This is a genomic window from Brevundimonas pishanensis (genome assembly GCF_022750635.1).
GTDB classification, from domain to species: domain Bacteria; phylum Pseudomonadota; class Alphaproteobacteria; order Caulobacterales; family Caulobacteraceae; genus Brevundimonas; species Brevundimonas pishanensis.
Window position 1 is genome coordinate 201,214 of sequence record NZ_JAJKBG010000001.1, and the last position, 21,663, is coordinate 222,876.

The 21,663-nt window shown below is 61.9% G+C and carries 21 protein-coding genes; 12 read left to right on the plus strand and 9 right to left on the minus strand.

The features are described 5' to 3' along the window. Positions 1–132 precede the first annotated feature (132 nt). The 5 genes from LOX95_RS00980 (at position 133) to hisS (ending at position 4,808) form a co-directional block, all read left to right on the plus strand. Entirely contained in the window at positions 133–456 is a 324-nt protein-coding gene (locus LOX95_RS00980; RefSeq protein WP_242912421.1) for a YggT family protein, read from the plus strand. A 127-nt stretch (positions 457–583) separates the two neighbouring features. After that, positions 584–1,465: a 3-hydroxybutyryl-CoA dehydrogenase gene (locus LOX95_RS00985; RefSeq protein WP_242912422.1), complete on the plus strand. Its 882-nt coding sequence runs from the start codon at positions 584–586 to the stop codon at positions 1,463–1,465. Further along, positions 1,465–2,022, plus strand: a complete 558-nt coding sequence (locus tag LOX95_RS00990) for a hypothetical protein (RefSeq protein WP_242912423.1) — start codon at positions 1,465–1,467, stop codon at positions 2,020–2,022. The genes LOX95_RS00985 and LOX95_RS00990 overlap by 1 nt, the downstream gene beginning before the upstream one ends. A 30-nt stretch (positions 2,023–2,052) precedes the next feature. Continuing rightward, positions 2,053–3,255, plus strand: coding sequence for a DUF418 domain-containing protein (locus tag LOX95_RS00995; RefSeq protein WP_242912424.1), 1,203 nt, complete (start codon positions 2,053–2,055; stop codon positions 3,253–3,255). Positions 3,256–3,296: 41 nt separating this feature from the next. Beyond that, the gene (hisS, locus tag LOX95_RS01000; RefSeq protein ID WP_242912425.1) at positions 3,297–4,808 is read left to right on the plus strand and encodes a histidine--tRNA ligase; all 1,512 of its coding nucleotides are present in this window, start codon (positions 3,297–3,299) and stop codon (positions 4,806–4,808) included. Between the two features lie 352 nt (positions 4,809–5,160). On the opposite strand, the gene LOX95_RS01005 is transcribed toward hisS, so the two are convergent. Continuing rightward, complete coding sequence (locus LOX95_RS01005; protein WP_242912426.1) at positions 5,161–7,290, minus strand: M13 family metallopeptidase; 2,130 nt, start codon at positions 7,288–7,290, stop codon at positions 5,161–5,163. Between the two features lie 495 nt (positions 7,291–7,785). Here LOX95_RS01005 and LOX95_RS01010 point away from each other — a divergent pair, with 495 nt between their 5' ends. After that, positions 7,786–8,442: a TetR/AcrR family transcriptional regulator gene (locus LOX95_RS01010; protein WP_242912427.1), complete on the plus strand. Its 657-nt coding sequence runs from the start codon at positions 7,786–7,788 to the stop codon at positions 8,440–8,442. Between the two features lie 70 nt (positions 8,443–8,512). Here LOX95_RS01010 and LOX95_RS01015 read toward each other — a convergent pair whose 3' ends face one another. Then, positions 8,513–9,622 (minus strand): aromatic ring-hydroxylating oxygenase subunit alpha, encoded by a 1,110-nt coding sequence (locus tag LOX95_RS01015; protein ID WP_242912428.1) that lies wholly within the window; start codon positions 9,620–9,622, stop codon positions 8,513–8,515. A gap of 100 nt (positions 9,623–9,722) precedes the next feature. On the opposite strand from LOX95_RS01015, the gene LOX95_RS01020 reads away from it, so the two are divergent. Together LOX95_RS01020 and LOX95_RS01025 are read left to right on the plus strand one after the other, a co-directional pair. Then, complete coding sequence (locus LOX95_RS01020; protein ID WP_242912429.1) at positions 9,723–10,670, plus strand: alpha/beta fold hydrolase; 948 nt, start codon at positions 9,723–9,725, stop codon at positions 10,668–10,670. A gap of 87 nt (positions 10,671–10,757) precedes the next feature. Further along, positions 10,758–12,815, plus strand: coding sequence for a transglycosylase domain-containing protein (locus tag LOX95_RS01025; protein ID WP_242912430.1), 2,058 nt, complete (start codon positions 10,758–10,760; stop codon positions 12,813–12,815). On the opposite strand, the gene LOX95_RS01030 is transcribed toward LOX95_RS01025, so the two are convergent. The 3 genes from LOX95_RS01030 to LOX95_RS01040 all read right to left on the minus strand — a co-directional run bounded on the left by LOX95_RS01030 (position 12,812) and on the right by LOX95_RS01040 (position 15,513). Continuing rightward, positions 12,812–13,540, minus strand: coding sequence for a M48 family metallopeptidase (locus tag LOX95_RS01030; protein ID WP_242912431.1), 729 nt, complete (start codon positions 13,538–13,540; stop codon positions 12,812–12,814). The two genes, LOX95_RS01025 and LOX95_RS01030, sit on opposite strands and share 4 nt — an antisense overlap. Further along, positions 13,521–14,774 (minus strand): polyhydroxyalkanoate depolymerase, encoded by a 1,254-nt coding sequence (locus LOX95_RS01035; RefSeq protein WP_242912432.1) that lies wholly within the window; start codon positions 14,772–14,774, stop codon positions 13,521–13,523. The genes LOX95_RS01030 and LOX95_RS01035 overlap by 20 nt, the downstream gene beginning before the upstream one ends. A 112-nt stretch (positions 14,775–14,886) precedes the next feature. After that, positions 14,887–15,513, minus strand: a complete 627-nt coding sequence (locus LOX95_RS01040; RefSeq protein ID WP_242912433.1) for an SCO family protein — start codon at positions 15,511–15,513, stop codon at positions 14,887–14,889. A gap of 77 nt (positions 15,514–15,590) precedes the next feature. Here LOX95_RS01040 and LOX95_RS01045 point away from each other — a divergent pair, with 77 nt between their 5' ends. Both LOX95_RS01045 and LOX95_RS01050 read left to right on the plus strand, forming a co-directional pair. Further along, complete coding sequence (locus LOX95_RS01045) at positions 15,591–17,075, plus strand: ActS/PrrB/RegB family redox-sensitive histidine kinase (protein ID WP_242912434.1); 1,485 nt, start codon at positions 15,591–15,593, stop codon at positions 17,073–17,075. An 81-nt stretch (positions 17,076–17,156) separates the two neighbouring features. Next, the gene (locus tag LOX95_RS01050; protein ID WP_242913089.1) at positions 17,157–17,711 is read left to right on the plus strand and encodes an ActR/PrrA/RegA family redox response regulator transcription factor; all 555 of its coding nucleotides are present in this window, start codon (positions 17,157–17,159) and stop codon (positions 17,709–17,711) included. Positions 17,712–17,807: 96 nt separating this feature from the next. On the opposite strand, the gene mmcB is transcribed toward LOX95_RS01050, so the two are convergent. The 3 genes from mmcB to thpR are packed head-to-tail and all read right to left on the minus strand — an operon-like array spanning position 17,808 to position 19,417. Continuing rightward, positions 17,808–18,263, minus strand: a complete 456-nt coding sequence (gene mmcB / locus LOX95_RS01055; protein ID WP_242912435.1) for a DNA repair putative endonuclease MmcB — start codon at positions 18,261–18,263, stop codon at positions 17,808–17,810. Between the two features lie 18 nt (positions 18,264–18,281). Beyond that, the gene (locus tag LOX95_RS01060; protein ID WP_242912436.1) at positions 18,282–18,881 is read right to left on the minus strand and encodes a GNAT family N-acetyltransferase; all 600 of its coding nucleotides are present in this window, start codon (positions 18,879–18,881) and stop codon (positions 18,282–18,284) included. Next, positions 18,878–19,417, minus strand: coding sequence for an RNA 2',3'-cyclic phosphodiesterase (thpR, locus tag LOX95_RS01065; protein WP_242912437.1), 540 nt, complete (start codon positions 19,415–19,417; stop codon positions 18,878–18,880). The genes LOX95_RS01060 and thpR overlap by 4 nt, the downstream gene beginning before the upstream one ends. A gap of 124 nt (positions 19,418–19,541) precedes the next feature. Here thpR and LOX95_RS01070 point away from each other — a divergent pair, with 124 nt between their 5' ends. After that, positions 19,542–20,288, plus strand: coding sequence for a Bax inhibitor-1/YccA family protein (locus tag LOX95_RS01070; RefSeq protein ID WP_242912438.1), 747 nt, complete (start codon positions 19,542–19,544; stop codon positions 20,286–20,288). A 95-nt stretch (positions 20,289–20,383) separates the two neighbouring features. Here the strand turns inward: LOX95_RS01070 and LOX95_RS01075 are convergent, their stop codons facing one another. Beyond that, positions 20,384–20,719 (minus strand): DUF2794 domain-containing protein, encoded by a 336-nt coding sequence (locus tag LOX95_RS01075; RefSeq protein WP_242912439.1) that lies wholly within the window; start codon positions 20,717–20,719, stop codon positions 20,384–20,386. A 121-nt stretch (positions 20,720–20,840) separates the two neighbouring features. Here LOX95_RS01075 and LOX95_RS01080 point away from each other — a divergent pair, with 121 nt between their 5' ends. Continuing rightward, complete coding sequence (locus tag LOX95_RS01080; RefSeq protein ID WP_242912440.1) at positions 20,841–21,656, plus strand: enoyl-ACP reductase FabI; 816 nt, start codon at positions 20,841–20,843, stop codon at positions 21,654–21,656. Positions 21,657–21,663 lie beyond the last annotated feature (7 nt).

Here is a 21,663-nt window from a genome sequence, read left to right on the forward strand (position 1 = left end):
CTTACCGTTTCGATACATTCTTTTTCAAAGGCGTCCGCCGCCAGCGGTCGATTGTCACCGGCGACGGTTGTTCTTGGCGGATCGGGACAGGGTCGCTAGAAGGTAGGCCGAACATTAGGAAACACGCTGGATATGACCCCGGTACAAGGCCTTATCGGCTTTCTCTTTTTCGTGCTGAACTCAGCGCTCAGCCTGCTGCTGATCGCGATTATCGCCAATGCGATCCTGAGCTGGCTGCTGGCATTTGATGTCATCAACTACCGCAACCGCTTTGTGTATCAGTTGGCGACGGGTCTGGACCGCCTGACCTCGCCGCTGATGGCACCGTTCCGCCGCTTCATTCCGCCGCTGGGCGGGATCGACATCACCCCGATCATCGTCATCATCATCATTCGCGGCATTCAGGGCTTTATCCTGCCGTCGCTGGCGGCGATGTCGTACGGCCTCGCCGGTTGAGCGGGTTGGCGAGAGCACGCTGTTTTGAAAACGGCATGCCGTCGCCATTCGTGACTTGCACAGACCGGACCGCCTTCTCATGCTGGTCCGGTAAAGTTCCTTCGGTTCTGCGGATACCAAAACAGCCATGAGCGGAATTCAGACCGTCGCCATTATCGGCGCAGGCCAGATGGGGTCGGGCATTGCCCAGACCGTAGCCGTCGGTGGCTATACCGTCAGACTCTTCGACGCCCTGCCCGGCCGCGCCACTCTAGCGATCGGCGAGGTGGCCGCCAGCCTTGCGCGTCGCAGCGGTCGCGGCATCATTAATGAAGACGAAGCCCGCTCGGCATTGTCGCGCATCATGGTTTGCGAGACCCTGTCCGACGTGGTGTCGGGGGCCGACCTGGTCATCGAAGCGGCCAGCGAGGACGAGGCCGTCAAGAAACAGGTGTGGACCGACGTTCTGGCGCATCTGGAACCACACGCCCTTCTGGCCAGCAATACGTCGTCGATCTCGATTACCCGACTGGCCTCGGTCACGGATCGCCCCGAGCGCTTTATCGGGCTGCATTTCATGAAGCCCGCACCGGTCATGCGTCTGGTCGAGATCGTGCGCGGTATTGCGACGTCGGCGGCGACCTATGACGCCGCGGTGACCTTTGCCGAGAGCCTTGGCAAGGAAACGACCGCCTCTGAGGACTTCCCCGCCTTTATCGTCAATCGCATTCTGGTGCCGATGATGAACGAGGCGATCTACACCCTGTACGAGGGTGTCGGCACGGTCGCATCTATCGACAAGGCTCTTAAACTTGGGGCCAATCACCCGATGGGCCCGCTTGAGCTGGCCGATTTTATGGGTCTGGATGTAGCGCTGGCTATCATGAACGTGCTTCATGATGGTCTGGCCGACAGCAAATACCGCCCCTGCCCGCTTCTGGTTAAATATGTGGAAGCAGGCTGGCTGGGTCGTAAGAGCGGTCGCGGCTTCTATGACTATTCGGGTGAAACTCCGGTACCGACACGCTGATGACCTATCACGACGACGCATCTTCGAACCCGTCCAGCATGCTTGACCGCCTGCCGGGACAAGAGCGCGTAGTTCCGCGTCGCACGGTCCAGTCCCGCATTGTCGCGACACTGCTTGCTGCCGCATGGCCGCCCATTTTGCTGACCTTTCCGATCTGGCCGCCGCATCATCTTTGGGCCGGTCTGGACACTGATTGGCGCCTCGTCTTGCTGGCAGTGGGCCTTATCGCCTCGCCCATCGGGATTGCCCGTCTGGCGGGTGCCAAGCGCCCCAACAATGCGCCGTGGACCCGCCGAGCAGTCATCGCCCGCTATGTGATCTATGGCGGCATTCTCGCGGCCTGCCTCCAGTTTCTGATGACGCTGGTGCTGTCGATCATTGCCGGACTGTCGGGCGAAAGCTTTGTCCAGGGTCTGGGTGCGATCGAAGCCGTCGTGCTGGTCTATGGCGTGATCGGCATACCGCTCGCGCTCATGGTGGGGGTCAGCTACGCCCTATGGGGCGGCGTTTGCGTGGCCTACCTCGCCTATCGCAAGGCAGATAAGCTCGGTTATTAATCCGGACAGCGCACTCGGGGGAGATTGCTGATGGCTTCGGTTCAGGATCGTATCGGCAATCTGGACAGCGTGCGCGGGCTTGCCGTTCTCGGCATTCTGGTCGTCAATATCCTCGCCTTCGCATGGCCGATGGCCGTGGCGATCCAGCCCGAGGTTGCCCCGTTTGCCGTCGACGGCATCTGGCGCGGTAACGACAGTCTCTATCTCTGGATTGATCAGGTTTTCTTCAGGGACCGCTTCCGCAATCTGTTCACCCTGTTGTTCGGCGTCAGCATCCTGTTGGTGGGCGGGGAACCGGACGACAAGGACCGCAGTAAACTGCTGCGCCGGCGACTGTTCTGGCTGGCCGCCTTTGGCCTCGTGCACGGCCTTCTGGTGTGGTTCGGCGATATCCTGCTGTTCTATGCATGGTGCGGCTTGTTCGCGATGTTCGCGCGCGGCCTGTCAGGGCAGATGCTGGTGATCATCGGCGGTGCCGTTATGGTAGGCCTTGGCATTATTCAGGCAGGCTGGGGCCTTCTGATGCCGCTCATGCCCAATGAGATCATCGCGGCCATGTCGGGCGGCGAAGGCAGCGCCCAACTGACCGGAGAAGTCGGCAGCGTCATTTCCCAATATCAGGCCGGCCTGGGCGGCGTGCTGACCGAGAACTTCAAGTCCTGGATTCTGATCCAGATTTCCAGTCTGGTTGTCATGCCGTTCTCCAGCGTGCCCATGATGATGCTGGGCATGGGTCTGTTTAAACTCGGCTTCTTCCATGGGCGATGCAAGGCGCACTGGTACTGGGGCCTTATAGTTATTAGCGGGGCAGTTTTGGCCGTTCGCGGTTGGGCCTATGCGGTCGAGTTGGCCGCTCCGCCCATCCAGATGCCTAGCCACGGACTGGATGTCGCGACTTCGGGTGCGTCTGTGTTTGTGGCCTTGGGATATGCCGCTCTCGTCATTGTTGCCGCGCCGCTGTTTCGCTGGCTGGCACCGGTCGGGCGGATGGCCTTTACCACCTATTTGGGCCAGTCGATCATCATGGCCACCCTCTTCTATCTTCCGATCGGGCCCCAACTGTTCGGCAAGCTGACGCCCGGCCAGTTCTGGCCGATTATTGCAGCAACATGGGCGGGGCAGATTGTGTTTGCGCACCTGTGGCTGCGATACTTCCGCTGGGGGCCGTTCGAGTGGGTTTGGCGCTCTCTGACCCACGGTCACAAGCTGCCGATCCGCAAAACCCTCCCCTAGTCGGATTGCAGCGGCGCATGGGATGGCTTAATCGCCACCGCATGACCCAGACTGATCGCCCCGAAACCCAATCTGAAGCTCAATCCGAAGTCGTGCGCCCTGAAGCACGCTCTCCCCGTGGTTTTCAGGACCGTCGGGGTCATGATCTGAGCGTCGAGCGCCAGTTGATTGTACGCGTGTCCGAAGTCTATGAGCGCTGGGGTTTTGAAGCCCTCGAGACGCCCGCCTTCGAGTACGTCGATGCTCTGGGTAAGTTCCTGCCGGACACCGACCGCCCGAACGAAGGCGTTTTGGCGCTGGAGGACGACGACGATCAGTGGATGGCGCTTCGCTATGACCACACGGCACCGTTGGCCCGCTTTGCCGCCCAGAACTGGGAAACCCTGCCCAAGCCGTTCCGCCGCTATGCCTACGGTCCGGTGTGGCGCAACGAAAAGCCGGGTCCGGGTCGTTTCCGCGAGTTCTGGCAGTGCGACGCCGACACCGTCGGCTCCGACCGTCCCGAAGCTGATGCCGAGATCATCGCCATGGCGGTTGAAGGTCTGGGGGCTGCCGGTCTGGACAACGGTCAGTCGGTCATCCGCGTTTCGAACCGCAAACTGTTCGACGGCCTGTTCGATGCAGCGGGTATCACCGACGCCAACCAGCGTCTGACTGCCCTTCGTGCCGTCGATAAATACGACCGTCTGGGCATTGAAGGCGTACGCCTGCTGCTTGGCGAAGGTCGTCTGGATGAATCGGGCGACTACACCAAGGGTGCCAACATGCCTGTCGGCCTGATCGACAGCATCGAAGCCTTCCTGTCGTCGGCCGAACAACCGGGCCTGTCGCGTTCGGGCGTGCTGGACGCCATCGCCGGCGTGGGAGCAGGTCTGGGCGCAGCGGGCGAAGCGGCTCTCAAGGAACTGTCGGCTATCGACCGTGCGCTGAACGCCATGGGTGTGGCTGAGGACGCCGTGAAGTTCGATCCGACCATCGTGCGCGGTCTGGAATACTACACCGCCACCGTGTTCGAGGCCGAGCTTCTGCTGGAAACCCGCGACGAGAAGGGTCGGCCGATGCGCTTCGGCTCTATCGGTGGCGGCGGTCGCTATGACGATCTGGTTGCGCGCTTCACCGGCCAGACCGTTCCGGCCACCGGCTTCTCGTTCGGAGTGTCGCGCTTGGCGTCGGCGCTTAAAGCCGCAGGCAAGACGACCGAAGGCCGCGCGCGTGGTCCGGTCGTGGTCATCGTCTTCTCCGACGACGACATGCAGCACTATCTCGATGCGGTGGCCGAGCTGCGCAACGCCGGCATCCCTGCCGAGCTGTACCTTGGCCGCGCCGGTATGAAGGCCCAGTTCAAATATGCCGACCGTCGCAATGCGCCCGCTGCCGTCATTCTAGGCGGTGACGAGATCGCAGCCGGTGAAGTGACCATCAAGGACCTGGACGCCGGTCGGGCCCAAGCTGCGAATATCGCTGACAACGAGGCGTGGAAAGCAGCACGTCCGGGGCAAATGAAGGTTGCACGCAGCGCGCTGGTCGAGACCATTCGCGGCATTATCGAATAACCTTCGATAATCGGGACTTCAATTCGTCAGGTTATCAGCGATAACTCATAAAACCTTCGATTTCTGCTTCGTGGCCCGATTGACGCAACGGCACCCAATGCGTCATCTGAACCCACTCGAGAGACGCGGCGTTGAAGCGCAGTAGTCACTTGGAGGCGTTTCGGGGAGGAAACGTCCGCTCCATTAGAGAGCGAGAAGGCCCGCTGCGATGTATCCCCCGCAGCGGGCTTTTTCATGCCTGCAATCCTGAGATGCGAAGCTGTGCGGTAGGTGCGCTCGAAGACCCGCGGGCAAAGAAAAAGGTCGGTGAAAACCACCGACCTTTGCCTTATCGAAGATGCTTCGATTTACCTTACCACAGGCGGATCCGGTCTTCCGGAGCGATGTAGTATTTGTCCGTCGGCTTGACGTCGAAGGCGGTGTACCAATCGTCGACGTTACGCAGCGGGCCGATCACGCGGAACTGCGCGGGCGAGTGCGAGTCCGTTGCGATCTGCTGGATCAGCGCGGCATCGCGATACTTCGACTGCCATACTTGCGCCCAGCCGTAGAAGAAGCGCTGCTCGCCGGTCGTGCCGTCGATGACCGGAGCCGGTTCACCCTTCAGCGACAGACGGTAGGCTGCCAGACCCACGGCCACGCCCGAGGCGTCGCCGATGTTCTCGCCCATGGTCAGGCCCGGGTTGATGTTGTGGCCCTCGATCGGGGCGTACTGTTGGTACTGCTCGCCCAGACGCTTGGTCAGTGCGTCGAAGTTGGCGCGGTCTTCGGCGGTCCACCAGTTGCGTAGCACGCCATTGCCGTCCGACTTGGAGCCCTGGTCGTCGAAGCCGTGGCCGATTTCGTGACCGATAACGCCGCCGATACCGCCATAGTTGACGGCTGCATCACCGTTAGGATCGAAGAACGGCGGCTGCAAGATAGCGGCGGGGAAGACGATCTCGTTGTTGACCGAGTTGTAGTAGGCGTTGACGGTTTGCGGCGTCATGCCCCACTCGGTCTTGTCGACTTCCTTGTCCAGACGCGAAACGCGGTCGGCATAGCTCCACTGGCGCATGCGGACGGCATTACCAACCAGATCGTCACCACTGATTTGCAGTGCCGAGTAGTCGCGCCACTTGTCCGGATAGCCGATCTTGACGGTGAACTTGTTCAGCTTGTCCAAAGCTGCAGCCTTGGTCTCGTCGCCCATCCAGGTCAGGTTCTGGATACGCTCGGCCTGAGCCAGACGCAGGTTGGCGACCAGCTCTTCCATTTTGGCCTTGTATTCAGGCGGGAAGTATTGGGCCACGTACAGACGGCCAGCGGCTTCACCCAGAGCGCCTTCGGCAAACGAGATGGCGCGCTTTTCGCGGCTGCGTTGTTCCGGCTGACCCGACAGGTCGCGGTCACGGAAGCCCCAGCGCAGTTCGGCAAAGCGCTTGGACAGCAGCGGAGCCATCTGGTCGGCGGTGTGGAAGGCTTGCCACGACTTGAGCAGCTCGACCGGCGTTTCCGCAAAGATGGCAGCGATCTTCGGCATCGCCGTGTCCTGACGGACGATCACGCGATCGGCGTGGCCCACACCAGCGGCGGTATAGAAGGCCTGCCAGTCAAAGCCGGGCGCTTCGGCGGCCAGACGCTGGATGGTGTACTCATTATAAGTACGGTCGCGATTGCGGTTCTCTGCCGGGGTCCAGTGGGTTTCGGCGATCTTGTTTTCCAGCGCCACGATCTCGGCGGCGGTTTCAACCGGCTTGTCCCAACCGATCTGGGTCAGCATCTCGGCGATATAGGCCTGATACTTCTCTTCTTTGTCGGCGTAACGCGCGTCCAGATAGTAGTCGCGGTTCGGCAGGCCCAGGCCCGAGTGGCCGGTCGAAACGACGTGGCGGGTCGGGTTCTTGGCGTCGGCACCGACGCCTGCGCCGAAGAAGGCCGCGCCGAAGTCACCGTTGTGGGCACCCATATAGGTGGCCATGGCTTCGTGGCTGTCGATGGCTCGGATAGCGGCCAGATAGGGCTGCAGCGGTTGTGCGTCGACGGCCTCGATACGGGCTTCGTCGATGTACGAGCGATAGGCGTCGGCGATCTTCTGCTCGTCCGAACCGGCCACCAGATCGGTCCGGGCAGCCAGACCCAGCACCAGTTCCTTCATGCGGTTGTCAGACAGTTCGCGCAGGAGCGGGAACGAACCATAGGAGGTGCGGTCCGACGGGATCACCAGTTGGTCGAAGGCCTTGCCATTAGCAAAGCGGAAGAAGTCGTCACCCGGACGCACCGAAGTGTCACGGCCAGACAAATCAAAGCCCCAAGTGCCGTAGCGCGGGCTCTCGGTGCCCTTCCATCCGCCGTCGGCCGCCTGGGCCATCGGGGTCTCGATCAGGCTGACCATTTCACAAGCCGTGCCGATGCAGGCGTGATCATGCGACGACGAGTCAGCAAAAGCTGCGGCGGGCATCAGCAGCGCTGCAACGGCAGCACCAGCCAGAAGTCTTTTCATGCGGGGTTCCCTCGTTTGAATTGGTTTTAACGGCACAAAACTGCGTTTCCGTCGTTAATCATCCACCTCGGCGCGCGCGACAAGCTCTAGCTTGGCCAGATAACGGCGAACTGTGAAATTCGCCTGATGATTCAATCAAGACATTGGTCGAAAACGAGAATCTGCGAAGAGGCTCGCGGCATAACCGTGCGGACGTATGCTTTTTAAAACAACAGTGTTGCGCGGGAACGAAAACCACTGCAAAAAATGGAAGTTTTTACCGGCTACTGCGTAAATTCCCCTACACAATCACCCGCACGGTAGGATTTCAGCATGTATTTTGACGGATTTCTGACCCATTTTGGTCACCGTTCGATGATGATAGTTCGCTCCAGCACATCGCCCCATACCTGCGTTCGACGGTCATCGTTCTTGATCGACAGCGCGATTCGGACGCGATGCCAGTTTGGCGGTCTCCCCACCGCCCTCCTTTTTTAGTGATTGAGTATTAAGTCGATGACCGAGACTGTCGTTGTCGCTTCCGCGACCGCCGATACCGAAGCCAAGCCGCGCGTAAACCGCCGCCAGGTTGCCAAGGCCCGCACCCGCCTGAAGGTTCTTGAAGCCGCTCGCAACCTGTTTGCCGAACGTGGCTATGATGCCGCCACCATCCGCGACATCGCCAAGGGTGCAGGTATGTCGACCGGTGCCGTGTTCGCCAACTTCCAAGACAAGGCCGAGCTGTTCGAAGCCGTCTTCTCGGAAGAAATGGCTTCGCTGGCTGAAGATTTCGCTGCCGGTATCGCCATCGACGACAACACCGCTGCCCGTCTGGCCGGTGGCCTGACCGCCGGTTACCACCGCGCTCTGGACCACCTGCCGCTGATGCAGGCCATGGTCGCCCGCTCGTGGTTCCAGCCGGAAGACGCCGACAAGCGCGTGCGTGAATTTCTCGCCCCGATCATGTCGGCCCTGAGCGAAGTTCTGCAAGCCGGTATTGCCAAGGGCGAACTGCGTCAGGACATCGACGTCGCTGTGATCGCCCGTATGGTGTGGGACATCTATCTGTCGAACTTCCGTCGTGCTGCCTACGACAACTGGGGCATCGAAGAGCTGACCCCGCTGGTTCGCAAGCAAATGGACATCCTGCTGGCCGGCCAACAAGCCAAGTAAGCCAACAGGTCACTGACCTTATAAAAGAAGCCGGAAGGGACATCCCTTCCGGCTTTTTTGTTTCCCGCTTTCAGCTCTTCCAGCGAAGCACGGTTTCCTTGATGGGATTGACGAAGGCGCGTCCCTCGGCGCGGCTCTTCAGCCATTCCTTCTTGAGCTGCTGATACCATTTGGCCTGTTTGTCGGCATCGTCGATCCACAGCAGGGCCGGATCATATTTCAGCCCCTCGTTCTGCAAGTTCACCATGCCGCCGTCCTGCTGGAGGAAGGCCACCACGCCTGCCCGCAGGAAGGGTTTGGCCAGCCCGAAGACCCAGTGGTCCGACCAGAAAATCTGGGTGATGCGGGTCTTGGTGGCGGTTACCGGTGTTAACAGGGTCAAGGCCAAAACCTGTTTCTCTCCGACCTGAATATGCTCCCACCGATAGCCCGGAAGCCGGAAGGTGATCTCCGTCGCGGGGGCACCGCCCAGTATCTTATAAAGGCGGCTGTTGGACGAGGGGGCGTGGCGCACCATGGCCCATCCGAAATCACGCGGCGCAAAGGTCTTGGCCTTTTCGTGCATCGATTTCTCGGAGCGCCACCACCACTGCTTATGAACATAGGGGCCGTGGGCAGGGTCCATAAGCCCAACCACCGCGTGGTCGATATGGCTGTCGAAATCCATCCATTCAACCAGACGGATGTCGCTATCGGCACTAGGGAATACAGGCGGTTCATGGTCGGGCGCGGACGGATTGCGCGGATCGGACGCCATCCACACGAACACCATGCCCTGGCTCTCGCGCACCGGATAGGAGCGCACCTTGATGCGGTTCGGGTCTACGTCCTGACCTTCGCACAAAGAGGGAATGGCCGCGCAGACGCCATCGGTTCGGAAACGCCAGCCGTGATAGGGGCACTCGACCGTTTCACCCTCGCCATCGTGCTCAACCATACGGCCCGCCGACAAAGGCGCGGCGCGGTGGGGGCAGATATCGCGCAGGGCGTAAACCTCGCCCGCGCGCGTACGCCCCAGCAACACCGGCTCACCCATAAGCTCATAGCGCTTCAAACTGGCTGGAGCGACGTTGCGGGACAGGGCGAGGAAGTACCAGGCATCGGTAACGAAGCCCTTGCCAAACGCTGTTTGAGGTGTAGCTGATGACGGCGGTACAGCTTGAGGTGCGGCTTGGATCATGGCCGTTTCATATCAAGCCACTTTGCGCCTGTCTCACTAGACATTGTAGAGAACTTTGTTTTACAAAGTCTGCAAATCAACGATCTTCGGAGAAACGCCCTTGTCGCGCCTTGCGGTTATGACGGCCCTTATCGCCGCCCCCTTGCTGTTCACCTCCCCTGCTGTGGCCCAGTCCCACAGCGGGCACGGCGAGCACGCCCACCAACATGCGGCATTCGAATCCGGTCGCATCCATGTTCGCGTTGACGGCCCCGAGGGCGCACCCGACGTCGTGTTGATCCCCGGCCTGTCGTCCTCGCCGCGCATTTGGCAGGACACAACCGACGAGCTGTCGAAAACCTATCGCGTGCACCGTATTCACGTTCAGGGCTTTGCCGGTGCGGCACCCAAGGATAACGCCCAGATCGGCGACACTCCCCAGCCATTCATCGTGCCGGTAGCCGACGAGATCGATCGCTATATTCGCGAAGCCAATCTGAACAAGCCTGCCGTCATCGGCCACTCGCTGGGCGGGTCGCTGGCCATGACGATTGCATCGCGCCATCCGCAAGATGTCAGCAAGGTCATGGTGGTGGACATGCTGCCGTTTATGGGCGCGATGTTCGGTCCTCCGGGCACCACTGCCGAGAGCGTAAAGCCGACCGCACTGAGCGTCTGGAACACCCAGGCTGGCTCGAGCCGTGAAGACTATCTGACCGCCGCCAACGCCAGTGTCACCGGCATGATCAATACCGAAGCCCGTCGCGCCGGCCCGCTGTCCGACGTGGAGGGGAGCGATCAACAGGTGTCGGCCGCCGCCTTCCATGATCTGATCGTGACGGACCTGCGTCCGGAACTGCCCAAGATCACGGTCCCGATGACTGTGCTCTACGTCAAGTTCAATGACGCCCGTATGACCAACGAGGTCACCGACATGATCTATCGCGCCAGCTTCTCGACGCGCCCCGGCACCACACTGAAGCGTATCGACGACAGCGCCCACTTCATCATGCTCGACCAGCCCCAGATCTTTGCCGCAGAAATCGATACGTTCCTGAAATCCAATTAAGTCGCCATCATTTCGGCGACAGTCTATGGCTGTTGATTAGTACCCCCGAGCCGCTAGGTTCGGGGGTGCCAGACCATGAGGACTTCAATGGCGCGTAACGACCATAATCAACAGCCCCGGCCGAAACCCCGTCGCTCGTTCTTCGGGCGGCTGTTTTACTGGGGGGCTGTGCTGGCCGTCTGGGGCCTGATTTTCTCGGTCGTATTCTTCGCCATTTTCGCGCGCGATCTGCCCGATACCTCCAGCCTCTACAACGTCGATCGCCAGCCCTCCATCACCTATCTGGACCGCTCTGGTGCCTTGATTGCCGTGCGAGGGTCGCAGATGGCGCCTCCGGTCGATCTGGACGCCCTGCCCGACTATGTACCGGCCGCCTTTGTCGCCATCGAAGACCGCCGCTTCTGGAACCACCCGGGCTTTGATCCGATTGGCCTGAGCCGCGCCATGGCCTCGAACCTAAAGGCCCGACGCGTGGTGCAGGGTGGCTCGACCATTACCCAGCAGCTGGCCAAGAACCTGTTCCTGACGCCGGACCAGAACCTGAAACGCAAGGTTCAGGAACTGATGCTGGCGGTATGGCTGGAAGTAAAGTTCACCAAAAAAGAGATCCTCGCCCTCTATCTGAACCGCGTCTATTTCGGTGCGGGTGCCTATGGCATCGAAGCGGCCTCGCAGCGCTATTTCGACAAGCCCGCCGAAAAACTGACCGTGAGCGAGGCGGCCCTTCTTGCAGGTCTGCTGAAGGCCCCGTCCCGCTATTCTCCGGTCAGCGAGAGCGAACGGGCCGCAACCCGCGCCACCGTCGTGCTGAACAGCATGGTGGAAACGGGCATCATTACGCCGGCTCAGCGCGATGCTGCCGTCGCCGAACCTGTCCGTGTCTCGCGCACGCTGGCTAGCCAGCACGCCCAGTATTTCATCGACTGGCTGGACAAGCAGGTCCGCGGCATGATCAGCGGCCAGACCGAAGACCTGATCGTCGAGACGACGCTGGACCTGTCGCTGCAAACCGATGCCGAGCGCGCCGTGCGCCGCATTATCGACCGCGACAAGAACAAGGGCGTGGAACAAGCCGCGCTGGTTGCGCTGGACGGCGAAGGCCGGGTCCGCGCCATGATCGGCGGTGCTTCCTATCCCGACAGCCAGTTCAACCGTGCGACCGAGGCACGCCGTCAGGCAGGCTCCGCATGGAAACCGTTCGTCTATCTGGCCGCACTTGAAGCGGGCTATACGCCCGACACCCGCGTGGTTGACGAACCCGTTACCATCGGCAACTGGTCGCCGCGTAACTATTCGGGCGGTTTCGCAGGCGAGATGACCCTGCAACAGGCTGTGGCCGCCTCGACAAATACCGTGGCTGCTGCGGTGGCCGATCAGGTTGGCCGCTCGAACGTCGCCAATGTGGCCCGCCGTCTGGGCGTCACCGGCAATATCAGCACCTCGCCCTCCATGGCGCTGGGTGCCGTAGAGGTATCGCCGCTGGAAATGGCGCAGGCCTATGACGCCTTTGCCAACGGCGGTCGCCGCGTGAAGGCATGGGGCATCAGCCGCATCCGCACCGGCGACGGTCGCGTGGTTTACGAACATGGCCCCGCCGATACCGGTCAGGCCATCCACAACCCCTCGCTCTACTATCTGAACCAGATGCTGCGTTCGGTCGTGACCTCCGGTACGGGACGCGCCGCCGCCCTGGGCGGTCGCGATATCGCGGGCAAGACCGGTACCACCTCGGATTACAAGGACGCGTGGTTCGTCGGCTATACCGGCGGCTTCACCACCGCCGTCTGGGTGGGCAAGGATAACAACACCGCCATGAGCCGCGTCTCGGGCGGCGGCGCGCCTGCCGCGATCTTCGCCACCTTCATGCAGGCTGCCCTGCCTAAGTTGGCTGTCCAGGCCATCCCCAATGGTCCGGCCCTGCCGGACGGCTGGGTGCCGCCGGATCCGGTGGGTGCCGCTCTGGGTCAGGTTGACGATCCCTATGCCAACGAGACCGGCATTCTAGACGAGGACGGCATGCCGGTCGCCCCGCCGGTCGACCAGCCCCAAGAACTCGTTCGCCCTGATCCGAAGCGGGTCGATCCGAAACTGGTCGATCCGAAACGCCCCGAGGCGTCACGCACGGACGACGCCCTGTTCTACTAGGCCCCAATGGCGTGAAGCTGTGCGCCGTGGTGTTTCAGCCATTGGCGCATGGGCTTGTGATCGCCGATCAATCCTTCGACCACGGCCCAGTATTCGGGGCTGTGGTCGGCACGGACCAGATGGGCCACCTCGTGAGCCGCCAGATAATCGGCCACTCTTTCAGGGGCCATAACCACGCGCCAGCTATAGCGGATCGAGCGGTTGTGGGGACTGCACGACCCCCACCGCGAGCGGGTATCGACAATAGAGACACGCACGGGCGCCTGCCCCAAGGCCTTCAGGTAATGCTCCGTACGCTCAAGCAGGAACAGCCGCGCCTGTTTGCGGAACCAGTTCTCGATGCGACGGGAATAGGCATCGCCCTCGCCGCCCGCGCGCAAGACCGGCCCGTCCGGAAGATCGATCAAGCGTGCCGCCCCCACGCCAGCCGCCCCTTCAAGTCGGATAGTGCGACCCAGAAGTCCCACCGTCATACCCGGCTTGAACGGCTGCCCCTCAACCGCGTGATCAAGCTTTTCGCCGATCCATTCAGCCTTGGTCTGGGCAAAGGCCACGCCTTGGGCGAGCGCCGAGGCTGAGGGCGCGACCACCACCGCCTCGCGCGATCGGGTGTCGATGCGGATGGACAACCGGCGCGCTCGCTTGTTCACCGACAGCCTGAGGGTGTGACCGTTGGAAAGGGCCAGTCGGTCGCCGTCCCGATACCTAGGCTGAAACAGCTTCATTCTGTTGGATGAAATCCCGAAGGCGCGGATAGATGTGCTCACGGAAGCGACGGCCGTTGAACACCCCATAGTGACCGACATCCTCCTGCACGTGAAGCAGGCGGCGCGTATCAGGGATGTTGGGCGTCAGAACGTGTGCGGCCTGTGTCTGGCCGACACCGGAAATGTCGTCGTTCTCGCCCTCGATAGTGGCTAGCCCGATGTCGCTGATCGTCGACAGGTCCACCTTGCGCCCGCGATGCTCCAGCACCCCGCGCGGCAGCGAGTACTGCTGGAACACGTGTTCGATGGTTTGAAGATAGAACTCTTCGGTCAGGTCCAGCACGGACAGGTATTCGTCATAGAATTCTTCGTGCTTTTCGACCCCGTCGCCGTCCCCGCTGACCAGACTGTCGAAATAGCCGCGGTGGGCGTCGATGTGCTTTTCCTCGTTCATCGACATGAAGCTGTAGAGCTGCACAAAGCCCGGATAGACCCGCCGGCCCACGCCCGCGTACGGGAAAGGCACGGTGTGGATCATGTTCGACTTGAACCAGGTGAACGGCTTTTCCTCGGCCAGTTGGTTGGTCGCCGTCGGCGAGAGGCGCGCGTCAATCGGAGAGCCGAGGAAGCTCATGGAGGCGGGACGGTTCGGGTGGTTGTCCTCGGCCATCAAGGCGCAGGCGGCCAAAACCGGGGGGCCGGGCTGGCAGACAGCCACGACGTGGGCGCGGCCACCGATAGCCTCCAGCATCAGGCGGACATGATCGATATAATCCGAGAAGTCGAAGCGCCCCTCTAGTAGAGGGACTTCACGCGCATTGACCCAGTCGGTGATCAGCACGTCGTAGTCTTGCAGGAAACCTTCGACCGTGCCGCGAAGAAGGGTCGCATAGTGACCCGACAGCGGGGCAACGATGACCACTGACGGCGCGGCAGCGGGCTTGTTCACCGCTTTCAGGTCGTCGCGGTTGCGGTTGAAGCGGATCAGGCGGCACCACGGCGACGACCACACGACCTCGCTGGTCGTCCGCACTGGGTGTCCGCCGATATCGACTCTTTCGAGCCGCCATTCCGGCTTGCCATAGCGCCGCGTAATGCTCTCGATCAGCTCCGCTGTGGCAAAGGCGGTGCGTCCCACAGCCGTGTCGGACGCCAGATTAAATGGCGAGGTCCAGAATTGGCGGGCCATCTGTGCACCGAAGCGCAGAGGAGTGGCGGAGTGATAGGCAAGCTCGTGCAGGGCGTAGAGCATGAAATACCAATAGACACGCCCGAACGAACGAGCAGGGATCAGCAGCTTTCATACTGCAACGCACAATGAAACATGGACGTTGCCTTATGGAAAGCTTTCCCTGCGGCGAGGCTTATCCGCGCGCCATCACGCGGCGGATGACGTCGACGCTCTTGTCCGGCCCCAGATCGTGCGTCAGCGGGCTACGCAGCTTACCGTCCGGCCCCATCAGATAGATGGTCAGCGAGTGGTTCATCGTATAACCCTCACCCTCACCCGACTTCTGGTAATAGACGCGGTACGCCTTGGCGGCAGCCGCCACCTGTTCGGGTGTGCCGGTCAGGCCAATGACGCCCTCGGGGAAGCCGTCCGACGACAGATAGTCCTTCATCATCTGCGGCGTGTCGCGTGCCGGATCGATGCTGACGAAGACGATCTGCAAATCCTTGGCATCATCGCCCAGACGCTCTTGCACGGCGTTCAGAACGCCGAGCGTAGTCGGGCAATAGTCCGGGCAATAGGTGAAGCCGAAGAAGACCAGCGACCACTTGCCGTCCAGGATCGTCTGGTCGACCGTCTGGCCGTCCTGATTGACCAGAGTGAAATCACCGCCGATCAGCGGTTGACCCGTTGCCACTTCGCGGGCGCGCGGCGCGTCGGACGCGTTTTGTTTGTTCACCGAAACCATGGTGAACACCGCCAGCCCAACAGCCAGAAGCGTGCAGATAGCGGCAAAGATGATGATTGAACGACGCGGCATGGGCCACCCTTGGACAAGAAGCGACTGTGCGCATCCGCCCTGTGCGGCGCGCGACGTTTTGGGGGTATAAGGGTTCGGTGAACGGTACAGAAGCCCCCTCCCTGTCGCAGGCCATTGCGACCGCCGCCCGCAGCGGCACGCGCGACCTGCTCAGCCTGTCGCGTCAGTCCAGCCGTGGACGCGGACTGAGCCTGCGGACGCTCATCGTTTTGCGCTGGTTGACGATCATCGGTCAGACCGGCGCAGTTCTCGCCGCCTTTTTCGTGCTCAATTTCCCGCTGCCGGTCTGGGCCTGCGTTGCGGTGATTGGGGCCAGTGTGGTGATGAACCTCATCACCATGGCAAGGGCGCGCCGCAAGGGTGCCGGCCTACGCGAAGATGGCCGCACGACCTTCCAGCTCGGTTTCGACATCCTGCAGCTCTCCATTTTGTTGGCGCTGACGGGCGGTTTGACCAACCCCTTCTGCCTGCTGCTGGTCGCCCCCGTGACCGTGGCGGCCGCCAGCCTACCTTCGCGTCAGGCATTGGGGCTGGCGACGCTGGCTCTGGTGTGCGTGGCCTGCATGTTCTGGTGGTCCCTGCCCTTCCCGTGGCGAACGGACGAGGCGCTGGTCCTTCCCGGCCTTTACCGGATGGAGTTGGGCATCGCCCTGATTACCGGCGTGCTGTTTACGTCCGGCTATGCCTGGAAGGTCGCCTATGATGCCGAGCGACTGGAGCTGGCGCTGGCCACGACCCAGGATGTTTTGCAGCGCGAGCAGCGTCTTGCCGCCATCGGGGGTCTGGCGGCAGCCGCAGCCCACGAATTGGGCACACCTCTGGCGACGATCCAGATCGTAGCGCGAGAAATGCTCCGTCACGCCGAGGCCGACAGCGCCATCGCTGAAGATGCCGGCCTTATCCTGCAACAGGCCGCACGCTGCCGCGAAATCCTGAACCAGTTGTCGACTTCACACGACGACAACGAGGGGGCCTTTGCCGAGGCGGACCTGAAAGCTGTACTTCAGGAAGTGGCCGAGCCCCACCAGGGCTTTGATCTCGATTTCAATCTCGCCGTCGTCGCGCCTGAAGGTCAGCCCCTGCCGCGCATCTATCGCCAGCCCGAGATCATTCATGGGCTGTCGGCACTGGTGGAAAATGCAGCCGACTTTGCCACCCAGACGGTCAACCTTGTGGCCACCGTGGATGCGGGGTGGATTACGGTCGATATCAGCGACGACGGCCCCGGCTTCTCTCCCGACGTCGTGCCGCGCCTTGGCGAGCCCTATGTCACCACGCGCCCCCAGAACAAGGCCCGCCGCGCTCTGGCCAAGCAACTGGCGTCCAAAGACAACGACGCCGAGGCCGAGGCCGCGATCTCGCCCAGTCAGGGCGGGATGGGGCTGGGCTTCTTTATCGCCCGCACGCTTTTGGAACGCAGCGGTGCGCGGGTGTCCATCGGCAACGGGCTGATGCGCCCCGACGAAAGCGGTCAGGGCGCGAGGGTGTCCGTGCGCTGGCCCCGCCAACGACTTGAGGCCCATCAGCCGGACCACACCGACGTGCCGCTCGATCCCGCCTGATTGGAACCATATGTCGCACCTCCGGTCTTCTTCCTTGACCTTGGTGGCCTGAACCCCGACCTGAAGGCGCAGGAGAAGTTGATGTCTGAACTCGAAAACCTGATTGCCGATCTTGCCGACAAGTCCGTGCTGTTGCTGGACGATGATCAGGCGTTGCGTACGCGTCTGGGCCGCGCCCTGGAATCGCGTGGGTTCGAGGTGTCTCTGGCCGCTTCGGTCGCCGAGGCTCAGGCTGTCATTCGCCAGTCACCGCCGGCGTTTGCCGTGCTGGACATGCGTCTTGAGGACGGTAACGGCCTGAAGGTGGTTGAGGCCCTGCGCGACGCCCGCGAGGATGCCCGCATCGTCATGCTGACCGGTTATGGCGCGATTGCCACTGCGGTTGCTGCGGTAAAGGCCGGTGCCGTCGACTATTTGCAAAAGCCCGCCGATGCCGACGACGTGGTCAAGGCGCTGCTCTCCTCCGGCGAAGCACCGGAGCCGCCGGAAAACCCCATGAGCGCGGACCGCGTCCGCTGGGAGCATATCCAGCGCGTGTTCGAGCTGTGCGACCAGAACGTCTCGGAGACGGCCCGCCGCCTCGGTATGCACCGTCGCACCTTGCAACGCATCCTCGCTAAACGCGCGCCAAGGTAATCTGGACAGGTTACCGTCCTCAAATAGCCAATGATCGCGTCACTGGCGTTAGGACAACGTAACGTCCTCAAACAGCCAGTGACCGCGTCACTGGCGTTAGGACACTTCACTCCTGAGCATCCTGAACGCGCTGAGCCGTGCGAACGCGATCAGCATGGCTTTGCGGCGGGCGCCGGCTAATGGCTCGGGTACGGCGTCCCGGATGACGGCACCACCGAAGCCGTCGGCATAGATGAGGCCCGGCTCGTCCGGAAGCACACCGTCGGGAAACTCCGGCGAGACAGCGAAATAGAAGGCATCGCAATAAGGCGCATATTCATGCCATTTGCGATCGACGCGGAAATCGTCGATGCCGGATTTCACCTCGACGATGATGATGTCGCCCCGGCGGCCCAGAGCTAGCACGTCCGCGCGGCGGCCGTTCGGAAGGCGCACCTCCATCAACGGCGCATAGCCCATGTCGGCGAGCAACCGCGCCGCCCCGCGCGTTACCGCATGGGTCGTCTCGGGACGTGAAAAGCTGAGTTCGATATCGGGAGCGGCAGGGGCCATTCCCGCATTATGTTCCGCTTACGTTCCTGCTGCAAGGCGTGCGCGGTTGACCTGCCATTCGGCCTTGGTCTGACCCCAGACATTGCAGGTCAGGGTGTCGAAGGGAGCTGGAAGCGGGCGCGGGCCCATGTTGTATGCCCCCAGCCGCTGGGCCACCCTTTCCGATGGCGTGTTCAGCGGGTCGATGCAGTGAATGACGTCACGCCAGCCCAGAACACCAAAGGCATAGTCGATGGTGGCGATGGCTGCCTCCATCGCATAACCCTTGCCGTGAGCGTCGGGGTGCAGGCTCCAGCCCACCTCCCTGCCCGGCCAGCCATAGGGATGCAGTGGCCCGATGCGGCCCAGCCACAGGCCTGTCTTCTTGTCGAGCAGCGAGAACATGCCCTCACCGTGCAGGGCCCACATGCCAACCACCATGGCCATGGTGCGCCAGACCTGATGCTTGGACTGGGTACCACCGATGAATTTGCTGGCTTCTTCATCAGCCAGCAGTTCACACCACCGCGGGAAATCCTCCAGCGTGGGCGGGCGCAAGATCAGGCGCTCGGTTTCCAGCGTCGGACCGACACGGGTTTCGGTCGTTCCCGCCCATGCCTCTTGGGGCCAATCCGTCAAAGGTAATACTCCCGCTCCAGCGTATAGACACTGCCATCTCGGGTCAGGACGCTGGAGTAGAGGCCAAACGTCTCAAACCGGATCGGCGGCGACTGGAGCAGGTTGTGTCCTGTAATCCAAGCGCCAGTCCGGTCAGGGTCCGTCTGGGGTTTCAGATAGGCCAGCGTCACGTGCGGACGGTATTCGCGGCGCTCTGGCGGAAGGCCCGCCCGCTCTCCTGCCGACTTGCAGCGGGCCGCCAGCTGGTTCAGCCCCTCGTCGGGTTTCACGCCTGCCCAAATGGTGTGGCTCTGGTGGTTGTCGCCGAAAGCGCCGACCCCGCTCAGTTCCAGATCCAACGGTCCGCGGCCCTCCGCGCGCACCAGTTCGGACGCCAGATCGTCGGCCTGCCGCTCGGTCGCATCGCCATAAAAGGCCAGCGTGATGTGCAGCTGATCCAGCGGTCGCCACTTGGCACCCGGCAGGCCGCTTTGGCGACGTTGCAGGGTCTCGGCGATGTGTTCGGGGACGTGCAGGGCGGTGAAAAGTCTGAGCATGCGACTGTTGGTAGCGGCTGGAACAAGCGAGTTAAAGGCGGGTTTTCCTTGCATAGGAGCCTGCCTGACCCGATATTTCTTTCAAGGTCGGCATACTCCGACCATTTGGGAGACGAATTTCGCGATGAGCGACTTCAACAACGGCTATGCGCGCCCGCTTCCGCAGTCGGCGGACATGTCCGTCGACGCCGGTCTGCGCGCCTTCATGCTGGGCGTTTACAACAAGCTGGCCATCGGTCTGGTTGTTGCGGGCGTGCTGGCCTACATCACCGGCAACGTTCCGGCTGTGCAACAACTGCTGTTCGCACGCATGGACGACGGCCGCGTCGGCCTGACCATGCTCGGCATGGTCGTACAGTTCGCCCCTCTGGTGATGCTGTTCGGCTCGATGTTCTTCATGAAGAATCCGACCGCACGTGGCGTGAACATCCTGTATTGGGCCGTGGTTGCGACCATCGGTGCGGGTCTGGGCGTTCTGTTCCTGCGCTACACCGGCGGTTCGCTGGCAACCACCTTCTTCGTGACGGCTGCGTCGTTCGCAGGCCTCAGCCTGTTCGGCTACACCACCAAGAAGGACCTGAGCGGCTTCGGCACCTTCCTGATCATGGGTGTGATCGGTTTGGTGATCGCCTCGCTGGTGAACATGTTCCTTCAGTCGGGCATTTTCTATCTGGTGATCTCGGGCCTTGGCGTTCTGATCTTCGCTGGCCTGATCGCCTATGACACCCAGCGTCTGAAGATGACCTACTACGCTCTGGGCGGCGACCAGCAAGCTCTGGGCGTGGCGACCGGCTTCGGTGCCCTGAGCCTGTTCATCAACTTCGTGAACCTGTTCCAGTTCCTGCTCGCCTTCCTCGGCCAGCGCGAATAGGTTTTAAGTGCGCTGTGCGGCGACGCGGTCGCCGCCGACTTGAGCGCGCCGAAGTCCTGATACGAGAAAGCCCCTGCCAACCGGCGGGGGCTTTTTTATTCCACCACAGTGAACTTACGGCTGTCGAAAACCTTCAGCACCTGAGCCAATTCGCGGCCGCGCTTCAGCACCATTCCGCTCTCGCCCATCACGGCATATTGGCCTTGTTTCAGGCGAAGCAACGGGCGCTTTTCCACGCGATAGGCCGGTGCATCGCCGTGGCGGCGGAAAACGGCGAACTCTGCAGCGTCCTTGAGCCCGGCCATTGCATAGTCGCGCCACTCGCCCTGCGCGACCATGCGGCCATAGACGCGCAGTAGCTGGTCCAGTTCGCGGCGGTCCCAGAAGACGGGCCCCGCCAAGGGCGGCTCGGTCGTCGGATCAAGGCTCATAGAGACAATCTAGTCCTGTCTGCGGTCAAAGCCAGCCCTCTATCTTGACCCTGCGTCTTGTCAGTACGGGCGGGCGCGTCCAAAAGACGGACAACAGATTTGGATTTCCAGGAGACACACCATGGCTGATGGTTGGGATATGCCTACGGGCGAGCTGATGAAGGGCAAGAAGGGCCTGATCATGGGCGTTGCCAACTCCAACTCGATCGCATGGGGCATCGCTTCCCAACTGGCGGCTCAGGGTGCGGAACTGGCCTTCACATATCTGGGTGAAAGCCTAGAGCGCCGCGTGCGCCCGCTGGCCGAAAGCGTCGGTGCCAAGGCCATCATTCCGTGCGACGTCTCGGACGACGCCTCGATGGACGCCGCCTTTGCCGCGCTGAAGGAAACCTTCGGCGAGATCGACTTCGTGGTTCACTCGGTAGCCTTCGCCAACAAGAACGAACTGCAAGGCTCGTTCGTCGAGAACACCACCCGCGACAGCTTCCTGCTGGCCATGAACATCTCGGTATTCAGCTTCGTCGACGTCGCCCGTCGCTCGGCTGAACTGATGCCGAACGGTGGCTCGATGATCACCCTGACCTACCTCGGCTCGGAACGCGTCATCCCGAACTACAACACCATGGGTGTTGCCAAGGCCGGCCTTGAAGCGGCAACCCGCTACATCGCCCGTGACCTGGGCCCGAAGAACATCCGCGTCAACGCCATCTCGGCCGGTGCCATGCGTACCCTGTCGCTGGCGGGCATCTCGGGTGGCCGTGGCCTTCACTCCAAGTCGGCCCAGTTCTCGCTGATCAAGGAAGAGACCTCGATGGAAGGCGTCGCTGGCGCCGCCCTGTGGCTGACCTCGGATCTGGGTCGCTCGACCACCGGTGAAGTGGTTCACGTGGACGCCGGTTTCCACGCCGTCGGCCTGCCGGACGATATGGAAGTCTAATCACCCC

What these genes read in the sequence shown, in the direction of transcription:
- hisS (WP_242912425.1), top strand. Translation starts at nt 3,297, where the DNA reads ATGACCCAGACTGATCGCCCCGAAACCCAATCTGAAGCTCAATCCGAA.
- LOX95_RS00995 (WP_242912424.1), top strand. Translation starts at nt 2,053, where the DNA reads ATGGCTTCGGTTCAGGATCGTATCGGCAATCTGGACAGCGTGCGCGGG.
- LOX95_RS01050 (WP_242913089.1), top strand. Translation starts at nt 17,157, where the DNA reads ATGTCTGAACTCGAAAACCTGATTGCCGATCTTGCCGACAAGTCCGTG.
- LOX95_RS01080 (WP_242912440.1), top strand. Translation starts at nt 20,841, where the DNA reads ATGGCTGATGGTTGGGATATGCCTACGGGCGAGCTGATGAAGGGCAAG.
- LOX95_RS01025 (WP_242912430.1), top strand. Translation starts at nt 10,758, where the DNA reads ATGGCGCGTAACGACCATAATCAACAGCCCCGGCCGAAACCCCGTCGC.
- LOX95_RS00980 (WP_242912421.1), top strand. Translation starts at nt 133, where the DNA reads ATGACCCCGGTACAAGGCCTTATCGGCTTTCTCTTTTTCGTGCTGAAC.
- mmcB (WP_242912435.1), bottom strand. Translation starts at nt 18,263, where the DNA reads ATGGCCCCTGCCGCTCCCGATATCGAACTCAGCTTTTCACGTCCCGAG.
- LOX95_RS01015 (WP_242912428.1), bottom strand. Translation starts at nt 9,622, where the DNA reads ATGATCCAAGCCGCACCTCAAGCTGTACCGCCGTCATCAGCTACACCT.
- thpR (WP_242912437.1), bottom strand. Translation starts at nt 19,417, where the DNA reads ATGCTCAGACTTTTCACCGCCCTGCACGTCCCCGAACACATCGCCGAG.
- LOX95_RS01005 (WP_242912426.1), bottom strand. Translation starts at nt 7,290, where the DNA reads ATGAAAAGACTTCTGGCTGGTGCTGCCGTTGCAGCGCTGCTGATGCCC.
- LOX95_RS01010 (WP_242912427.1), top strand. Translation starts at nt 7,786, where the DNA reads ATGACCGAGACTGTCGTTGTCGCTTCCGCGACCGCCGATACCGAAGCC.
- LOX95_RS01030 (WP_242912431.1), bottom strand. Translation starts at nt 13,540, where the DNA reads ATGAAGCTGTTTCAGCCTAGGTATCGGGACGGCGACCGACTGGCCCTT.
- LOX95_RS00985 (WP_242912422.1), top strand. Translation starts at nt 584, where the DNA reads ATGAGCGGAATTCAGACCGTCGCCATTATCGGCGCAGGCCAGATGGGG.
- LOX95_RS01040 (WP_242912433.1), bottom strand. Translation starts at nt 15,513, where the DNA reads ATGCCGCGTCGTTCAATCATCATCTTTGCCGCTATCTGCACGCTTCTG.
- LOX95_RS01075 (WP_242912439.1), bottom strand. Translation starts at nt 20,719, where the DNA reads ATGAGCCTTGATCCGACGACCGAGCCGCCCTTGGCGGGGCCCGTCTTC.
- LOX95_RS01070 (WP_242912438.1), top strand. Translation starts at nt 19,542, where the DNA reads ATGAGCGACTTCAACAACGGCTATGCGCGCCCGCTTCCGCAGTCGGCG.
- LOX95_RS01035 (WP_242912432.1), bottom strand. Translation starts at nt 14,774, where the DNA reads ATGCTCTACGCCCTGCACGAGCTTGCCTATCACTCCGCCACTCCTCTG.
- LOX95_RS00990 (WP_242912423.1), top strand. Translation starts at nt 1,465, where the DNA reads ATGACCTATCACGACGACGCATCTTCGAACCCGTCCAGCATGCTTGAC.